Consider the following 17209-nt stretch of genomic DNA (forward strand, 5'->3'; position numbering starts at 1 on the left):
TAATTCCCCGCCCACCCCCGATATCTACCCTGCTGTTGTCGGCGGCCGCTTCTTTTGTTTATAAGACACTGGTCCGAGCCCCCCGGGCGCCGCCCCCCTCTAAGAGCCCCCGCAACGCGCGAGGCGGGGGGCATAATCGGCCGCGCGCCTCGACGGGATCCGGGCCGGAGCCCGGGTCAGCCGGTCAGAACTGCCCCTTGCGGTAGAGGCCCATGACCGCCGCGCCGCCGAGCCCGATGTTGTGCGTCAGGCCGACCTTGGCGTCCGCGACCTGGCGGGCGTCCGCCTCGCCGCGCAGCTGCCAGGTGATCTCGGCGGCCTGCGCGAGGCCGGTGGCGCCGAGCGGGTGGCCCTTGGAGATCAGGCCGCCGGACGGGTTGACGACCCACTTGCCGCCGTAGGTGGTGGCACCGTCGGCGATGAGCTTGCCGCCCTCGCCGTCCGCGGCCATGCCGAGCGCCTCGTAGGTGAGGATCTCGTTGATGGAGAAGCAGTCGTGCAGTTCGATGACGTCGACGTCCTCGATGCCGAGGCCGGACGCCGCGTAGATCTGCTGCGCGGCCAGGCGCGACATCGGCTTGCCGACGACGTTGATGATCGACCCGTCGAAGGCTTCCTCGGTGTCGGTGGTCATCGTCTGCGCGACGATCTCGACCGCCTTGTCCTGGAGGCCGTGTTCGATGACGAACCGCTCGCTCACCACGACCGCGGCGGCGGCGCCGTCCGAGGTCGGCGAGCACTGGAACTTGGTGAGCGGCGCGTGGATCTCGCGGGCGGCGAGGATCTCCTCCAGGGAGTACTCGTCCTGGAACTGCGCGTACGGGTTGTTGACCGAGTGCCGGTGGTTCTTCACCGCGACCAGCGCGAGCTGCTCTTCGGTGGTGCCGTAGCGCTCCATGTGCTCGCGGGCGGCGTTGCCGAAGATCTGCGCGGTCGGCGGGGCCATGACGAACGGGTACTTCGCCGCCATGATGCCGTAGTGGCGGCCGACCGGGCTGGCCGCGAAGCCGCCGGCGCCCGCGTCGCCGCCCATGGCGCCCTTGCTCATCTTCTCGAAGCCGAGCGCGAGGACGCAGTCGTTGAGGCCGCCCTCGACGAACTGGCGGGCCATCATGAGCGCCGTCGAGCCGGTGGCGCAGTTGTTGTTGACGTTGTAGACCGGGATGCCGGTCAGGCCCAGTTCGTAGATCGCGCGCTGGCCCTGCGTGGACGAGCCGAAGCAGTAGCCGACCGGGGCCTGCTCGACCAGGTCGTACGCGATGCCGGCGTCGGCGAGCGCCTTGGTGCCCGCCTCCTTGGCCATGTCGAAGTAGTTCCAGTCGCGCGATTCCGGCTTCTCGAACTTGGTCATGCCGACGCCGACGATGAACGCCTTGTTAGCCATTGCTGTTGCCCCGCTTTCCGCTGGTTCCCGTGGATCCCGCACCAGAAATACTAGACACGATCAAATTACTTCTCGGTCGGCGCCGGGTCGCGCGGCAGGCCCAGGATCCGCTCGCCGACGACATTGAGCTGCACCTGCGTGGTGCCGCCCGCGATCGTCAGGCAGCGGCTCATCAGGAACCCGAACGAGGCCTGCGCGCCCGCGCCTTCGTCCACGGCCCCGAGCGCGCCGAGGATCTCCAGGCTCAGCTCCGACTCGCGCTGCTGGTGCGGAGTGCCGACCAGCTTGCGCACCGAAGCGCCCGGGCCCGCCTCCAGGCCGGAGATCTGCGCCATGGTCGTGCGCAGCCCGATCAGCGCCAGCGACGACGCCTCGGCGATCAGCGCGCCGAGCCGCTCGCGGTAGCCGCCGTCGACGAACTCGCCCGCCGGACCGCCGACCGCGGCGACCAGGTTCGCGATGCCCGCGCCGAACGACGACTCGGCGCCCATGTGCACGCGCTCGTTGCCGAGCGTGTTGCGGGCGACCTGCCAGCCGCCGTCGACCTCGCCGACGACCATCGCGTCGGGCACGAAGAGGTCTTCCACGAAGATCTCGTTGAACATCGCCAGGCCGCTGATCTCCTTCAGCGGCCGGATGTCCAGCCCCGGCGACGTCATGTCGACGATGAAGTACGTCAGGCCCTCGTGCTTGGGCTTCTCCGGCGACGTGCGCGCCAGCATGATGCCCCACTCCGACTCGCGGGCCCGCGACGTCCACACCTTCTGGCCGTTGAGCAGCCAGCCGCCGTCGACCTTCGTGGCGCGCGTGGTCAGCGACGCCAGGTCGGACCCGGCGCCCGGCTCGGAGAACATCTGGCACCACTGGATCTCGCCGCGCAGCGTGGGCAGCGCGAACTTCTCCTGCTGCTCCGGCGTGCCGTACGCGAGCACCGAGGGCAGCACCCAGTTGCCCATGGTGATGTCCTTCAGGCGGATGCCCGCGGCCTTCATCTCCTGCTGGATCACGAGCTGTTCGATCGCGCCCGCGCCGAGGCCGTGCGGGGCGGGCAGGTACGGCGCGGCGTACCCGGTCGCGGCCAGCGCGGCGCGTGCCTCGTCCGGACCCAGCCCGGCCGCCGGGGCGAGCGCCTCGCGGGTCCGCTCGCGCAACTCGTCGGCGCCTTCGGGCAGGTCGAGGACCAGTTCGCGGCGCGCACCGGCGACGGCGAGGTCGGTGACCCGCAGCTTGTGCGCGGCAGCCGGGCCCGCGTACTGGCGCAGCGTCAGGGCGCGGCGCAGGTAGATGTGCGCGTCGTGCTCCCACGTGAAGCCGATGCCGCCGAGGATCTGCACGCAGTCCTTGGTGGTGGTGAAGGCGGCTTCGATCGCGTACGTCGCGGCGATCGCGGCGGTCAGGCCGCGGGTCTGCGCGTCCTCGCCGATCGCGCGCGCGGCGTCCCACGTCACGGCGCGGGACTGCTCGACGCGCACCAGCATGTCCGCGCACAGGTGCTTGATGCCCTGGAACTGGCCGATGGGGCGGCCGAACTGCTCGCGGACCTTGGCGTACTCGGTCGCGCACTCCAGCGCCCACGCGGCCACGCCGCACGCCTCGGCGGACAGCAGGACCGACGCGTAGTCGCGCACCAGGTCGGCGTCCACGCCCGCCAGCACGCGCGACGTGGGGACGGTGACCGCGTCCAGCACGACCTCGGCGCTGCGGCGCGTGGGGTCGACGCTCTTCAGCTCGCGGACCGCGGCGTCGCCCGCGTCCAGCACGAACCACACCTGGCCGCCGTCCGCCTGACGGGCGCTCAGCACCAGCAGGTCGGCGTTGACCGCGCCGAGCACCGCCTTGGCGGTGCCGGAGACCGTGAGCCCGCCGTCGGCCGCGGCCGCGGTCAGCCCGGACGGCTCCAGCGCGATCGCGGCGATCGTCGCGCCCTCCGCGATGCCGGGCAGCAGCTCCTTCGCGAGTTCGGCGCTCGTCGACGCGCCGACGACCGCCGAGGCCAGGACCGTGGGGAGGAACGGGCCGGGCAGCAGGCCGTGCCCCGCCTGCTCGATCGCGACCACGGACTCGACGAGGCCGTATCCGGCGCCGCCGTGCTCCTCGGCGATGTGCATGCCCAGCAGACCCTGCTCGGCCAGGCCCGCCCAGTACGCGGGGCGCGCTTCGGCCTCCGCCTCCAGTGCCCGGCGCACCTCGCCGATCGGTGCAACGCGTTGCACCCAACCGCGCACCGAACCCTCCAGCGCGCGGTGCTCCTCCGTGATCCCGATCGCCATGTGACCTCTCCACTGTTCCGCGGTCCGACGGTCGCGATAGTAGAACCCGTTTCACTTGTTGGGGAGTGCGAACCGCTCCCGCACCGCCGGATGTGGCTTTCGACACGGCAACCGGGCCCGGCCGTGCGGCAGGATGTGCGCCGACACGCCCCGCGGTCGGCGGGGCACGGACGGCTCAGGGCAGGGGACGCATGACCACGGACGCCGGCGGGATCGACCCGCGCGTGCTCGACGCCTTCCACTCGGCGGTCGGCTTCATGCCCGCCGACGAGGGTGCGGCGCTGTATGCGGCGGCCGTCGAGGCGGCCAAGGTCGGGCCGCTGGTCGAGCTGGGCACCTACTGCGGGCGGTCCACGATCCTGCTCGCCGCGGTGGCGCGGGACGCCGGGACGGTGGTCGTGACGCTCGACCACCACCGCGGGTCGGAAGAGCAGCAGCCGGGCTGGGAGTACCACGACCCGACGCTCGTCGACCCGGAGGTCGGCGTGATGGACACGCTGCCGACGTTCCGCCGCACGCTGTTCAAGGCCGGCCTGGAGGACTACGTCGTCGCGCTGGTCGGACAGTCGCGCACCGTCGCCCCGCTGTGGAACACGCCGGCCGGGATGGTGTTCATCGACGGCGGGCACACCGACGAGCACGCGAGCGGGGACTACGAGGGGTGGGCCGGGCACGTCGCCAAGGGCGGTTTGCTGGTGATCCACGATGTGTTCCCGAACCCGGAGGAAGGCGGCCAGGCGCCGTACCGGGTCTACTTGCGGGCGCTGGCTTCGGGGGCGTTCACCGAGCAGCCGGGCCACGGGTCGCTGCGCGTGCTGCGGCGCACCGGGGACGGGATCTGACGCTTCGTCGACAATGCACGCCCGAGCGGTGAGGGAAGTCCGCCAAACATCAACTAAGCCCGTGACACGGCCGTGTCCGAGGCGGGAAACTATGTGCCCCGACGAGGTTCGTACGTGACGGGATCCGACATGGCCGAGGGCGAGCAGCACGAGCGGGTCTGGGATCCGGCAACCCGCCGCTGGATACCCCGCCCCGGGCCGGACGACGCCCCGGAAGCAGGCAACCCTGCCGCTGCGGCACCCCCGCAGCCCGGCACCCCGTGGCCGCCGTCGAGCGGCGACGCCGCACCGCCGGTGGACGCCCAGCCGACCCACGACGCCATCCCGCAGCACCCCGGACCGGCCGCCCCCGCGCCTCCGCGCGCGGCCTGGCCCCCGCCGGACCACGCGGCCCCGCCAAGCCCGCCAGGCCCGCCAGGCCCGCCAGGTGACCCAACGCGGCAACTGCCCCCGGTGGGCGGGCCCGTCCCCGGGCAATCCGGCCCGGGCCCCGTAGCCCCGCACGCACAGGAAACACAACTCGCGCACCCCGCGCCGCCGAACCCATCCGCCCTGCCGCCCGGCGGCGCACGAGCGCTCCCGCCGGGCGCCCAGGGGCTCCCGCCGCAACCGCCAAGGCCGTTTTCCGACAGTCGGCAACCGGGAGCCTCGGCACCCGGCCAAGCCCCCCGGGGGCCCGTGCCGCCCGGCGGCGGCGCGCCGCCGCTGCCGCCCGGTCAAGGGGGGATCCCGCCGCACCTGCAAGGCACCCTCGGTGCCGCACCGGGACCGGGTCCGACGCCACCCGGCGGCCACGCGCCGCGCGGCCCCCAGCCGCCCGGCACCCCGGGAGCGCCCGTGCCTGCCCCGTGGCCGCCGAGCGCCGACGCGCCGCAGCCGCCCGCCCCGGGCGGTGCCGCCTCCGGCGCCCTGCCCCCGCATCTCCAGGCCACCCAGCAGGCGTTGCCTGCGGCCGACCCTCGACGCCCCGCCGCCGGGGAACCCTTCGGTCGGCCCGTCGCGGGCGATCCCGGCCCGCCCGCGCGGGAGACCCGCGTCGCCGGGCCGCCGCCGCGGCCTCGCCAGGCGCCCGACGTGCACCTCACCGGCGGGCAGTACGCGCCGCCGGTGCCCGGCGACGTCGGCGGCCCGGACCCGCAAGGCGACCAGGTCGCGCCCGGGTGGTTCGCGCGGAGTCAGGAGCCGCCGCGGATGCCGCGCGGCGCGACGTTCGCCGACGCCGCCGTGCACACCCCGCCACGCGGCACCCCCCGGCTCACCCCGCCGCACGGGGCGCCGCAGCCCGCGTGGGCGCCCATCCCGCCCGCGCCCACACCTCCCGCCCCACCGCAGGCGCCCGGCGACGACGGCCGGATGACCCGCACGCTGGTCGCCATCACCGCCGCCGTCGTGCTCATCGCGGGAGCGGTGACCGTCGTCGTCCTGCACCCGTGGCAGAACGACAAGGACCGCGCCACCGTCGCCGACACCGCGTCGAACGCCCCGCAGCCGGGCACCCCGTCGGGCCCGGGGACGTCGGCGACGCAGCCCGCCCGGCCCTCCGACAGCCTCACCCCGACCGGCGCCCCGACCAGCGCGCCGCCCACCGCCGACCCGGCCGCGCAGGCCACGTCGGTGAGCGGGCTGCTGGAGCGCAGCGGCAGTTCCCGGCAGTCCGTCGTCGACGCCGTCCGCAACGCGGATTCCTGCTCGTCACTCGCCTCCGCGGTGACCGCGCTTTCCCAAGCGGCCGACGCACGCAATACGCTGCTCCGCGAACTGGACGCGCTCAAGACCGACGCGATCCCGGACGGCGCCACCGCGCTCGCGCAATTGCGTACCGCGTGGCAGGAGTCCGCGACCGCCGACGCGCAGTACGCGAGTTGGGCGCAGGCGCAAGCCGACAACGGCTGCGGCGCCGGCCAGTCGCAGAAGACCGCCGCGGACGCCGCCAGCGCCCGCGCGACCACCGCCAAGCAGGCGTTCGTGCAGGCGTGGAACCCCATCGCCGCGCGGTACGGACTGCCGACGAGGACCGATCTTGCCATCTGATCCGTGGGAAAGCTTCGACAGCCCGCCCCGTCCCCGCAACCGGAACCCGCCCTCTCCCGGGAACCCGTACGAGGCACGGCGCGACGAGCAGGCCGCGGGGCAGCGCCGCCGCACCCGGACCGCCGTGCTGGTCGTCGCCGGCGTTCTCGCGCTGGTCGGCGGCACCGCCTTGGCCGTGGAGTGGCCGTCGAAAGGCGACGGAGGTGTGGAAGTGGTCGCCGGGTCGACCGTGCCGCCCGCCGACCCGGCGTCCGCCGCCGCGACGGGCGGGCAAGCCCCGCCCCCGGCCGCGGTCTCGGACGGCCCGGCCACCGCGGCGAGCCCCGGGCAGACCCCGGCGAGCGTCCCCGCGGCCCCGGCCACCCCGCCCGGCACCCCGGCCCCCGGAGGGAAACCGCTGGCCGGCAAGACCGTGGTGATCGACCCCGGCCACAACCCGGGCAACTCCAAGCACACCGCGGAGATCGGCCGCCAGGTAGACGCGGGCGGGTTCCGCAAGAACTGCGACGAGACCGGCACCGAGACGAACGCGGGCTACACCGAGGCCCAGTTCACCCTCGACGTCGCCAACCGCACCCGCGCCGTCCTCGTCGAACTCGGCGCGAAGGTCGTCTTCACCTGGGACAACGACCGCGCCTGGGGACCGTGCGTGGACGAGCGGGCGCGGATAGGCAACGAGGCGCACGCCGACGCGGTGGTGTCGATCCACGGCGACGGGGCCGCGGCGAGCGGCACCGGCTTCCACGTCATCGTGCCCGGCACCGTCACCGCCGGGACCACGGACACCGGGCCGATCCTCGTCCCGTCGCGGTCGCTCGGCGACGCACTCGTCCAGGCGTTCGCGAAGGCGACCGCCACCAAGCCCGCCAACTACATCGGCACGGCGGGCATCGACGTACGCAAGGACCTCGGCGGGCTCAACCTGTCGACGGTGCCGAAGGTCTTCATCGAATGCGGCAACATGCGCAACTCCGGCGACGCGCGCCGGATGACCGACCCGACGTGGCGCCAATCGGCCGCGGAGGGCATCGCATACGGGATCCGCGACTACCTCACGACGGAGTCCGGACCGGCCCGCTGAGCACGGCGGCGCACGCACGCGCCGACAACCGCACACGAAGTTCCGTATGCTCCCCCGCTCCGAGAACACGCGCGCCCACGACGTCCCCACCGCGACCCGAGGAGAATCCGTGAACCAGAAAGGCCTGACACGGGGAGACGGCCTTGTCTTCCTCTGCGTGGCCCTGATCTTCGGCTTTTCGTTCGCCCCTTACTACAAGGCCGTGCAGTCGTCGTCCCGCGGCACCAACTTCGCGGGCGGCAGCTCGTCGGACTCGGATTCCGGCGGCGGCGACTCGCACAGCTTCAACGCCTGGGCGCAGACGCACTGGCCGTTGATGGCCGTGGTGATCCTGCTGCCGCTCCTCGCGTTCGTGGCGCTCGTGCTGCACCGCTACATGCAGAACGCCGAGCACCGTCCGGTCGGCGGCCTGACGCTCCGGCAGTGGGCCACCGCCATGGGCGTGGTCGCGGCCTGGGCGGCGCTGTGGTCGCTGGGCGGCAACGCGTTCGGCGTCGCGGACGAGGTGCTGAAGTCGGTGTCGGTGGAGAGCGAGCACGGCTTCGGCGCGTTCGTCATCCTGCCGTTCACCCTGCTCATGGCGGTCCTGCTGCTGATCATGGACCGCGTCCCGGCGCTGTCCTACCCGCTGTTCGTCGCGGCGCCGCAGTACCCGCCCGGCTACGTGCCGATGCAGCCGAACTACGGCACCGGCATGTACCCGCAGCCGGCCCCGCCCGGAATGTCGCCCACGGGCATGCAGTCCGTGCCGCCCGGCACCCCGATCGCGCACATGCCGCCGCCGGTGACCCCCGCGGCGGGCGTGCCGGCCGCCGCCCCCGCCCCGGCTCCGGCCGTGGCATCCGCACCGCCGGCGGCGTCCTCCGCCCCGGCGGGCGAGTTCGAGCAGTTCTGGCTGGCCGTGCCCGAGGCGCGTCCGCTGCTGCCCGTCGGCGGCCTCGACAAGACCCCGGTGGCGACCCTGGAGCCGGGCACGTGGTATCTGGCCGTGGAGGCGGCGGGCGACGGGCTCGTCGTCGAAGCGGACGGAACGCGCGGCGTCCTGTGGAACACCGCGGGAATCCAGCGCGGAGAGTAACGGAGTGCCAACGGATCTCTAACTTTTCCCCGCGAAACCGGGCTTGCCGAGCCGCCCCCCGACCGGTAAGCCGCGGCGGTCCGGCCGGATCTGGCACAGTGTCCGACCGGAACACTTCAGCACACACGCAAATACAAACGGCACCGGCGGCGCGCGGGGGCGCGGTCGGCGCGGCAATCGGGTCGCCCCCGGAACCATCTAGGCGGCGCCCACACCCCCCTCGGGAGGAGACCCCTTAGTGGATATCAAGAAGTTGACGCGCGGCGATGCGCTCGCCGCTCTGGCGGCGTTGCTGATCTTCGGCTTCTCGTTCGCGCCGTACTTCAAGAAGGACGAATACAAGATCAACGCGTGGGGGACCGACATCGCGCCGGTCTTCTCGTCGGTGGTGCTCACGGCGATCATCGCGGCCGTCCTGTTCATCCTCGGCGGCCTCATGCCGAACCCGCGGCCCGTCCTGGGCCTGACGCTGCGCCAGTGGGCCATCCCGCTCGCGGTCATCACCCCGCTGAACGCCCTGTGGTCGCTCGGCGGCGGTGGCGTGGGCGCCGCCGACCAGCTGGACGTCGGCATCGGCGCCATCTTCATCGTGCTCGCGGTCTTCATCCTGGCGGTCGCCGTCGTGGCCACGGACATGGTCCCTGCGCTCAAGGCCCCGTTGGGCATCGGCGGCGGCGCGGGCGCGCCGCAGGCCGGCGCGTACGGCCAGCCCGGCGGCCAGCCCGGCCCGTACGGTGCCGCCCCGGCTCCGCAGCCGGGTGCCTACGGCGCCCCGTCGTCGCAGCCGGGTGCCGCGTTCGGCGGTGCCCCGGCGGCCGCTCCGGCGGGTACCGACGCGTTCCAGCCGTACTGGTTCTCGGTGCCGGAGCAGCGCCAGCTGGTCGACGCGAACACCAACGCGCCGACCGGTTCGCTCAACCCGGGCGTCTGGTACCTCGCGGTGGCGCAGCACGGCCAGGGCCTCCTCGTGGAGGTCGACGGCGTGCGCGGCGTGCTGTGGAACGTCCAGGGCATCCAGAAGTCCTGACGCACCACGGCCTCGTGCCGAAGGCGCCCGCCGGTTTCCGGCGGGCGCCTTCGCGCGTTCCGGACACTCCCGGGAAGACGCCCCGACCTGCGGTCGGACGACCCCCGTGGCCCCCGAAGTAAAACGTGTTCTACAGTGCCAGGCGGAACCCGACGCCCCGGCAGGGGCAGTCCCCCGGCCAGAGGAGATACGCGATGCGGCTCGGTCTGACGTTCGGTTACTGGGGCCGCGGCCCCTCGGCGGGCTTCGTCGAACTCGCCCAGGAAGCCGAGCGCCTCGGCTTCGATTCCGTGTGGACCGCGGAATCCTGGGGCTCCGACGCGTTCACCCCGCTCACCTGGATCGCCGCGAACACCTCGCGCATCTCGCTGGGCACCGCGGTCACCCAGATGACCGCGCGCACCCCCACCGCGACCGCGATGCACGCGCTCACCCTCGACCACCTCTCCGGCGGCCGGGTGATCCTCGGCCTCGGCCTGTCCGGCCCGCAGGTCGTCGAGGGCTGGTACGGGCGGCCGTTCCCGAAGAGCCCGCTGACCTTCACGCGCGAGTACGTCGACGTGATCCGGCAGGTCCTGCGCCGCGAAGGCCCCGTCGCCCTCGACGGCCGCTACGTGCAGCACCCGTACCGCGGCGAGGACGGCAGCGGGCTCGGCAAGCCGCTCAAGCCCATCACCCACCCGCTGCGCGCCGACCTGCCGGTGTTCCTCGGCGCCGAAGGCCCGAAGAACGTCCACCTCACCACGCAGATCGCCGACGGCTGGCTGCCGCTGCACTGGTCGCCCTACAACCACGGCGTGTACGCCGACTCGCTGCGCGACAAGCCCGAGGGCTTCCGCATCGCGCCGATGGTGCAGGTCGTCCTCGCCGACGACGTCGAGCAGGCCATGTTCCCGATCAAGGCCGCCATGGGCTTCTACGTCGGCGGCATGGGGGCGAAGACCAAGAACTTCCACGCCGACCTGATGCGCCGCTTCGGCTACGCCGAGGAGGCCGACCGCATCCAGGAGCTGTTCTTCGAGGGCAAGCGCGACGAGGCCATCGCGGCCGTGCCGAGCGCGTTCGTCGACGAGATCGCCCTGGTCGGCCCCGCCGACCGGATCCGCGAGCGCTACGCCGCGTGGGCGGCCGACGAGCACGTCACCGACATGATCGTCACCACGCGCGACCTCACCGCGCTCAAGCTTCTCGCCGACCTGGCGAACGGCTAGGCAGCACAGCTCCGCAGGCCCCGGCGTCGCGTACGACCCGGGGCCTGCGCCGTTTTTCCCCCACCGTGCGGCCCCTCCGGGGCCTTCAGAACGCGCTGCGCGCCAGCCAGCCGTCCAGCACCGCACGGTCCCCGAGCACCTCGACGCCGCGTTCCGCGACCGCCCGGTCCAGCGGCACCCGCCGGTACAGCGCCTCCAGCACCGCGAACCCGTCGCCCCGCAGCGCCGCGTCGCCCTTGGCGTGCCCGCGCTCCCACGTGTAGCCCTCGGGGGTCAGCGTCACCGTCCACTCGCCCTGCACGCCGCCCGATGTGTGGATGTGCAGCGTCTCGCCTTGGCCGTGCGGCTTCTCCGCGTCCGGGCGGCCGGCCTGTCCGCCGGGCAGGATCGTGAGCAGCTCGTCGATGCCGTCCACGGCGGCTTCCGCGCTGACGTCCGGCTCGATGCCGAGCGCGAGTTCGGCGTCCACCCGGTGCATGAGCGTCTCGTGCAGCATCCGGCGTGCCCAGAAGCGCGCGTGCGGGACCGGGCCGAACGTCCAGGCGTCCGCGTCGGGCCCGGCCTCCCAGATGGTCCGCGCGGAGCGTTCGGCTCCCGCGGAGAGCCAGGCGGGGAGCCCCTCCGGGTCGTCGGGCAGGCCGAGGTCGAGCGACTTGGGGATCACCGGGCCGCCGGCCGAGCCCTGGCGTGTGTTGGCCGCCGCCCATGCGTGTGCGATCCCGACGTGCTTGACGAGCTTCGCGAGTGTCCACCCGGGGCAGCTCGGCACCGGCGTCGCGGGGTCCGCGGCGGCGGCGACCTCGGCGAGCCGCTCGGCCTGAGCCACGAACAAACCGCAGTACGTCGCGTGATCCCACGCATATTGCAGGTCGGCCACGGTCACTCCCCGTTCCTGACGAGTCGGCTGGCAGGGCCACCGTAGCGCGCGCCGCCCCCGAAACCGACCCCTGACGCAACGTCAGATCGAGTGCCCCCTACGATCCCCATTCCTCCGTCTTGGGCGCCTTCGGGCGTCTTGGGAAACCCCCCGTTCCCACCCCTGTGAAAGGACCCCATGACCGTCCGGACTCCGCGTTCCAGATCCGGCCGCGGTGGCACCGCCACCACGCCCGCCGTCCCCGCCCTCGCTGTCGCCGCCCTCTCCGCGGCCGCCGCGGCCGCCATGCTGGCCGGCTGCTCGTCCGACTCCGGCGGCTCCGCCGACGCACCGGACGCCGCCGCGGGCAGCGCGGCCGACAGAGCCCTCCTCGACGCCGCGAAGACGTTCCGCGCCGCCTTCTGGGAAGGCCGGGCCGACACCGCTTACGCGATGCTGTCGCCCCGCTGCCAGGCCGCGCTCCCGGCCCCGGACTTCGCCGCCAAGGCCGCGGACAACGCCGCCAAGAGCGGAGGGAAGCTGTCCCGCCTCACCCCGACGTCGTTCACCGTGCACGCCGGACCGGACTCCGGCACCGCGGGCTACGTCGTGATCGTCGACGGCACCCCGCGCAGCATCGACGACAAGTGGGTCCTCGACGCCGGAAAGTGGCGCAACGACCAGTGCTGAAACGCCTGCGGGCGGCCGCCCCCGAGGGGACGGCCGCCCGCAGGGCACGGCAGCTGCGGGAGTGGCGGCCGTCAGCCGCGCTCCACGCACAACTCCGAGTCGCAGCGCACCTCTTCCGGAGCAAGACCGATCGGCAGGCCGGTCTCCGCATAGCCCGGCTCGCCGCCGAACACCGTGGTGGTCGCGGGCTCGCCGCCGAGCACCGCGGTCGCCAGGATCATCGCCCCGGCGGTCCACGCCGTGCGCTCCTCCGGCCATATCGCGTCGTCCTCGAAGACGTACCCGGTCCAGTACAGGCCGTCGTCGTGGCGCAGGCGCTGCACCCACGAGACGATCTCCACCGCGCGGTCGCTCTGCCCCAACGCCCACAGGGCGATGGCGAGTTCGCAGCTCTCCGCACCGGTCACCCACGGCCGGTCCGAGACGCACCGGGCGCCGAGGCCGGGCACCACGAAGGTGTCCCAGTGCTCGGCGATGCGCGCCTCCGCGGCGGGCCCGCGCAGCGCCGTGCCCAGGATCGGGTAGTACCAGTCCATCGAGTAGCGGTTCTTGTCGAGGAACCGCTCCGGGTGCGAGACGACCGCATGTCCGAGGCGCCCGGTGGCCAACTCCCAGTCCGGCTGCGGCTCCCCGAGGTGGTCGGCGACCGCCAGCGCGCAGCGCAGCGCCTGGTACATGCTCGCCGAGCCGGTCAGCAGCGCCTCGTTCACCGCGGTGCCGTCGGCCTCGCGCTTCCACCGGATCTCGCCGCCGGGCGCCTGCAGGTCGAGGATGAACTGCGTCGCCGACTTCAGGTGCGGCCACATGCGGACGAGGAACTCCTCGTCACCGGTGAGGAGATGGTGGTGCCACAGGCCGACCGCGAGGTAGGCGGTGAAGTTCGCTTCCTTGTTGTGGTCGGTGACCACGCCGTCGGTGTACGCGGCGTACCAGGAACCGTCCGGGTTCTGCCGCGACGCCAGCCAGCGGTAAGCCCGTTCGGCCAGGTCGTGACGGCCCGCGAGGTCGAGCGCCATGGCCGCCTCGGTGTGGTCCCACGGATCCAGGTGGCCGCCGACGAACCACGGGATCGACCCGTCCGGCCGCTGGACCCCGGCAATCCCGTCGATCGTCCGGGCGATCTGACCGACGTCCAGGACCCCGTCCAGAGCCAGGAGTTCGAGCGACTCCCGACCCGCGCCCCCGTGGGCCCCGCGGCGCGTCATGCCGCCGCTCCGACGGCGGAGCGCGGCTTGACCGCGTACACGACGAGGCTCTTGCCGATCAGCGGGTTCAGCGCCTTCTCGGCCCAGCGGGTGGCCTTGGGCGCCTTCATGATGTCCCACACCAGCAGCTTGTGGTAGGCGCGCACCGGCAGCGCCTTGTCGTTGTCGACGCCCACCGCGCACTTGATCCACCAGTACGGCGAGTGCAGCGCGTGCGTGAATTGCTGCCCGTAGGGCTCGAATCCGGCGGCCTCGATGCGCTCGACGAGTTCGTGCCCGCGGTAGATGCGGATGTGCCCGCCCTCGACCTCGTGATACGCGTCGGACAGCGCCCAGCACACCTTCTCCGGCCCGTACCGCGGCACGGTCATCGCGGCCAGCCCGCCCGGCTTGAGCACCCGGTGGATCTCCGCCAGCACTCCCTTGTCGTCGGGGATGTGCTCGAGCACCTCGGAGATGATGACCTTGTCGAAGCTGGCGTCCGGGAACGGCAGCGCGAGCGCGTCGCCGGTCACCGCGACCGCGGACGCCGTCTCCGGGGCCTCGCCGGCCTCGGCCATGGCCGCGAACAGCGCGTTGACCTCGCGGACGTCCTTCTCGTTGCGGTCCAGCGCGACCACGTCGGCACCGCGCCGGAACGCTTCGAACGAGTGACGGCCGCCGCCGGCGCCCAGGTCGAGGACCCGGTCTCCCGGCGCCAGCGGGAAGCGTGAGAAATCCACGGTGAGCAAGTCGGCGGCTCCGTCTCCTGTGCGGTACTGCGTCTGTGGTGCCGGGTACTGCGGGATAACAGCGGATCGGGGTCCGGGTAGGCCGATGCGGCGGAGCGGCTTCGCGCCGCCGGGCTCCGGGTCAGGCGGGCTTTCTCGGCCCCGCGACCCGCGGTACGGCCGCCTTCGCCGCACCGGTCGCGGCCGCGTCGACGGCGGCGCGGTACCGCTCGGCGGTGCGGACCGCCGCGTTGCGCCAGGTGAAGCGCTCCAGCACCCGGGCCCGGCCGTTGCGGCCGAGACGGGCGCGCAGTTCGGGCTCGTCGAGCATCCGGCCGATGGCCTTGCGCAGGGCTTCGGCATCGCCCGGCGGCACCGCCAGGCAGGTCTCCCCGTCCGGTCCGGCGACCTCGGGTATCGCCCCGCCGGTGCTCGCCACCAGGGCGGTGCCGCAGCTCATGGCTTCGGCGGCGGGCAGCGAGAAGCCTTCGTACAGCGACGGCACGCACGCGACCTCGGCGCTGCGGATCAGGTCGACGAGTTCGGCATCGCTGATGTCGCTGACGAACCGCACCGAGGCGGTCAGGCCCAGCCGTTCGATCGCCTTGAGGACCGGACCGTCGGCCTTGGGCTTGCCGACCACGACGAGTTCGGCGTCGCGCTCGGTGCGCAGCTTGGCGAGGGCCTCCACCAGGTAGATGAGGCCCTTCAGGGGGACGTCGGCGCTGGCCGTCGTGACGATGCGGCCGGGCACCTTGGCCACGGCGTCGCTCGGCGAGAACAGGTCGGTGTCCGCGCCGACGTGGATCACGTGGATCCGGTCGGGTGCGACGCCGAGGTGTTCGACGATCTCGGTCTTCGACGAGCCGGAGACGGTGACGACCTCGGGCAGGCGCACGGAGACGCGCTTCTGCATGGTCGTGAAGCCGTACCAGCGGCGCAGCGTGATCTTGCGGCGCAGCGTGGCGGCCTCGGCGAGTTCCAGGCCGCGGTCCACGGTGATCGGGTGGTGGATCGTGGTGACCAGCGGGAAGCCCAGGCGGGGCAGCGCGAGCTGGCCGTAGCCGAGGGTCTGGTTGTCGTGCACGACGTCGAACTCGTGGCGGCGGGCCTTGAGGTGGCGCGCGGCGCGGAGCGAGAAGGTGAGCGGCTCGGGGAAGCCCGCGGTGAGCATGCCGCCGACTTCGAGGACGTCGATCCAGTCGCGGTACTCGCGCGGCCTGGGCAGCCGGAACGGGTCGGGGTCGCGGTACAGGTCGAGGCTGGGCAGCTTGGTGAGCTTGACCGGGTTGCCGGGCACGTCGTCGACGACGGCGTAGGGCGGGCCCGTGATGACCTCGACGTGGTGGCCGAGCTTGGCCAGTTCACGCGACAGGTGCCGGACGTACACGCCCTGGCCGCCGCAGAACGGGTCGCCGCGGTACGCCAGAAGAGCGATTCGGAGCGGCCGTTCCGCGGGGGTATCCGCGGCGGAAGGCGCGCCGGGGTCCGCGAGTCCTGCGGGCTCCACGGTCTCCCGTATCACGAATGGCCCCCTTCGACGCTCTTGGCGGAGCATAGTAGTCGCGTAATCTAGAACGAGTTTCAGTATTCAACGCAGATTGGCCCGTCGGAGACTGCAAGATACCGCCGGGCACCGGTCACACAGGCCCCCGGGTGACCCGTAACACACCGCGGGGCCGTATCTGAAGTGCAGTCAGGTGAAGAGCAGTGTCCGGCATGCCCAGGACGACGACAGACGGGCGGAAGATGACGACGTACACGAAGGCCGCGGGGACCCCGCTGACCGAGCGCCAGGAGGCCCGGAGACGCAGGATTCTGCGGGCCACGACCCGGCTCGCGGCGCAGGGCGGCTACGACGCCGTGCAGATGCGCGAGGTCGCCGAGATGTCCGAGGTCGCCCTCGGCACGCTCTACCGGTACTTCCCGTCCAAGGTGCACCTGCTGGTGGCCACGATGTACGACCAGCTCGAGCAGCTGGGCGGGCAACTGCGGCGCAAACCCAACAAGGGCCTGCCGCCGCGCGAACGCGTCGTGGACACGCTGCTGCGGGCGTTCCGCGGTATGCAGCGCGAGCCGCACCTGACCGAGGCGATGATGCGCGCGATGCAGTTCGCCGACCGCTCGGTCTCCGCCGAGGTCGACGGCGTGGGCCGGATCACCACGCAGATGATCCTCGAGGCGATGCACGAGGACGCGAGCACCGAGCCGAGTGCCGAGGAACTCGCGGTGGTGCGGGTCATCACGCACACCTGGCACTCGTCGCTGATCTCGTGGCTCAACGGCCGCGCGTCGATCGCGCAGGTCAAGCTGGACATCGAGACGGTCGCGAGGCTGGTCCCGGAGGACGAGGCCGACACCGGCACTTCATGATCATCGGACGCGCCGGCGGGACCCGGATGGTGACACGTGTCGACTCGGGGCCGCGGCGAGGAGGCGGGGCGGGGCGGCCACGCGAGGGGCCGCGGCCGCCGGTCCGCGCCGGCGTGCCGCCTCAGCCCGCTCCGCGTCCGGTCACTCCGGCGGGAACAGCGTCTCCCCCGTCTCCGCGTTCACGATGCTGATCGCCTCGACCGGGCAGCTCTCCGCCGCCTCCATGATCGCGTCGGAGGCGTCCAGGATCTCCAGGCGCGCATGCGACTGCCGTGCGGCGTCCAGCGTGAAGTCGTCCGGCGCGCTGCCGATGCACATGCCCGACCCGATGCATACGCTCCGGTCGACCTCGACGCGCCACTTGCCCTCGGCCATGGGGGATTTCACCTTTCGTGGTTCCGTGCGGGTCTCGCCTGCCGTGCGGCCGGGGCGCGGCGCCGCCTTGCGGGGC

At 72.9% G+C, this 17209-nt stretch carries 15 protein-coding genes; 8 read left to right on the top strand and 7 right to left on the bottom strand.

Annotated features, from left to right (window positions below; translation table 11 throughout):
• Positions 1-184 precede the first annotated feature (184 nt).
• Both ACPA54_RS32405 and ACPA54_RS32410 read right to left on the bottom strand, forming a co-directional pair.
• Positions 185-1384, bottom strand: coding sequence for a lipid-transfer protein (locus ACPA54_RS32405; protein WP_423535144.1), 1200 nt, complete (start codon positions 1382-1384; stop codon positions 185-187).
• A 65-nt stretch (positions 1385-1449) separates the two neighbouring features.
• Positions 1450-3654, bottom strand: coding sequence for an acyl-CoA dehydrogenase family protein (locus tag ACPA54_RS32410; protein WP_423535145.1), 2205 nt, complete (start codon positions 3652-3654; stop codon positions 1450-1452).
• Between the two features lie 191 nt (positions 3655-3845).
• Here ACPA54_RS32410 and ACPA54_RS32415 point away from each other — a divergent pair, with 191 nt between their 5' ends.
• The 6 genes from ACPA54_RS32415 to ACPA54_RS32440 all read left to right on the top strand — a co-directional run bounded on the left by ACPA54_RS32415 (position 3846) and on the right by ACPA54_RS32440 (position 10924).
• Complete coding sequence (locus tag ACPA54_RS32415; protein ID WP_423535147.1) at positions 3846-4496, top strand: class I SAM-dependent methyltransferase; 651 nt, start codon at positions 3846-3848, stop codon at positions 4494-4496.
• Positions 4497-5333: 837 nt separating this feature from the next.
• On the top strand, positions 5334-6527 hold the full coding sequence (locus tag ACPA54_RS32420) for a hypothetical protein (protein WP_423535149.1): 1194 nt from the start codon (positions 5334-5336) through the stop codon (positions 6525-6527).
• Positions 6517-7608 carry an N-acetylmuramoyl-L-alanine amidase gene (locus tag ACPA54_RS32425; protein WP_423535150.1) on the top strand — a complete coding sequence of 364 codons (1092 nt, stop codon included), beginning with the start codon at positions 6517-6519 and terminating at the stop codon, positions 7606-7608. The genes ACPA54_RS32420 and ACPA54_RS32425 overlap by 11 nt, the downstream gene beginning before the upstream one ends.
• Before the next feature lie 109 nt (positions 7609-7717).
• The gene (locus ACPA54_RS32430) at positions 7718-8686 is read left to right on the top strand and encodes a hypothetical protein (protein ID WP_423535152.1); all 969 of its coding nucleotides are present in this window, start codon (positions 7718-7720) and stop codon (positions 8684-8686) included.
• Positions 8687-8924: 238 nt separating this feature from the next.
• Positions 8925-9713 carry a hypothetical protein gene (locus ACPA54_RS32435; protein ID WP_423535153.1) on the top strand — a complete coding sequence of 263 codons (789 nt, stop codon included), beginning with the start codon at positions 8925-8927 and terminating at the stop codon, positions 9711-9713.
• A 194-nt stretch (positions 9714-9907) separates the two neighbouring features.
• Complete coding sequence (locus tag ACPA54_RS32440; RefSeq protein WP_423535155.1) at positions 9908-10924, top strand: LLM class F420-dependent oxidoreductase; 1017 nt, start codon at positions 9908-9910, stop codon at positions 10922-10924.
• 85 nt (positions 10925-11009) lie between these two features.
• On the opposite strand, the gene ACPA54_RS32445 is transcribed toward ACPA54_RS32440, so the two are convergent.
• Positions 11010-11801, bottom strand: coding sequence for a maleylpyruvate isomerase family mycothiol-dependent enzyme (locus tag ACPA54_RS32445; RefSeq protein ID WP_423535157.1), 792 nt, complete (start codon positions 11799-11801; stop codon positions 11010-11012).
• Between the two features lie 177 nt (positions 11802-11978).
• Between ACPA54_RS32445 and ACPA54_RS32450 the strand changes: the two genes are divergently transcribed.
• Positions 11979-12470, top strand: a complete 492-nt coding sequence (locus ACPA54_RS32450; protein WP_423535159.1) for a hypothetical protein — start codon at positions 11979-11981, stop codon at positions 12468-12470.
• 71 nt (positions 12471-12541) lie between these two features.
• Here the strand turns inward: ACPA54_RS32450 and ACPA54_RS32455 are convergent, their stop codons facing one another.
• The 3 genes from ACPA54_RS32455 to ACPA54_RS32465 all read right to left on the bottom strand — a co-directional run bounded on the left by ACPA54_RS32455 (position 12542) and on the right by ACPA54_RS32465 (position 15943).
• Positions 12542-13675 carry a prenyltransferase/squalene oxidase repeat-containing protein gene (locus ACPA54_RS32455; protein ID WP_423535161.1) on the bottom strand — a complete coding sequence of 378 codons (1134 nt, stop codon included), beginning with the start codon at positions 13673-13675 and terminating at the stop codon, positions 12542-12544.
• Positions 13672-14406 carry a class I SAM-dependent methyltransferase gene (locus tag ACPA54_RS32460; protein ID WP_423535162.1) on the bottom strand — a complete coding sequence of 245 codons (735 nt, stop codon included), beginning with the start codon at positions 14404-14406 and terminating at the stop codon, positions 13672-13674. Before ACPA54_RS32460 ends, ACPA54_RS32455 begins: the two co-directional genes overlap by 4 nt.
• A gap of 121 nt (positions 14407-14527) precedes the next feature.
• Positions 14528-15943: a glycosyltransferase family 4 protein gene (locus tag ACPA54_RS32465; RefSeq protein ID WP_423535164.1), complete on the bottom strand. Its 1416-nt coding sequence runs from the start codon at positions 15941-15943 to the stop codon at positions 14528-14530.
• A 191-nt stretch (positions 15944-16134) separates the two neighbouring features.
• Here ACPA54_RS32465 and ACPA54_RS32470 point away from each other — a divergent pair, with 191 nt between their 5' ends.
• A complete protein-coding gene (locus tag ACPA54_RS32470; protein WP_423535165.1) occupies positions 16135-16758 on the top strand; it encodes a TetR family transcriptional regulator in 624 nt (207 codons plus the stop codon).
• Positions 16759-16899: 141 nt separating this feature from the next.
• Here ACPA54_RS32470 and ACPA54_RS32475 read toward each other — a convergent pair whose 3' ends face one another.
• The gene (locus tag ACPA54_RS32475; RefSeq protein WP_345673367.1) at positions 16900-17133 is read right to left on the bottom strand and encodes a ferredoxin; all 234 of its coding nucleotides are present in this window, start codon (positions 17131-17133) and stop codon (positions 16900-16902) included.
• Positions 17134-17209 lie beyond the last annotated feature (76 nt).

This window comes from Uniformispora flossi, from assembly GCF_049534875.1.
Lineage (GTDB): Bacteria > Actinomycetota > Actinomycetes > Streptomycetales > Streptomycetaceae > Yinghuangia > Yinghuangia aomiensis.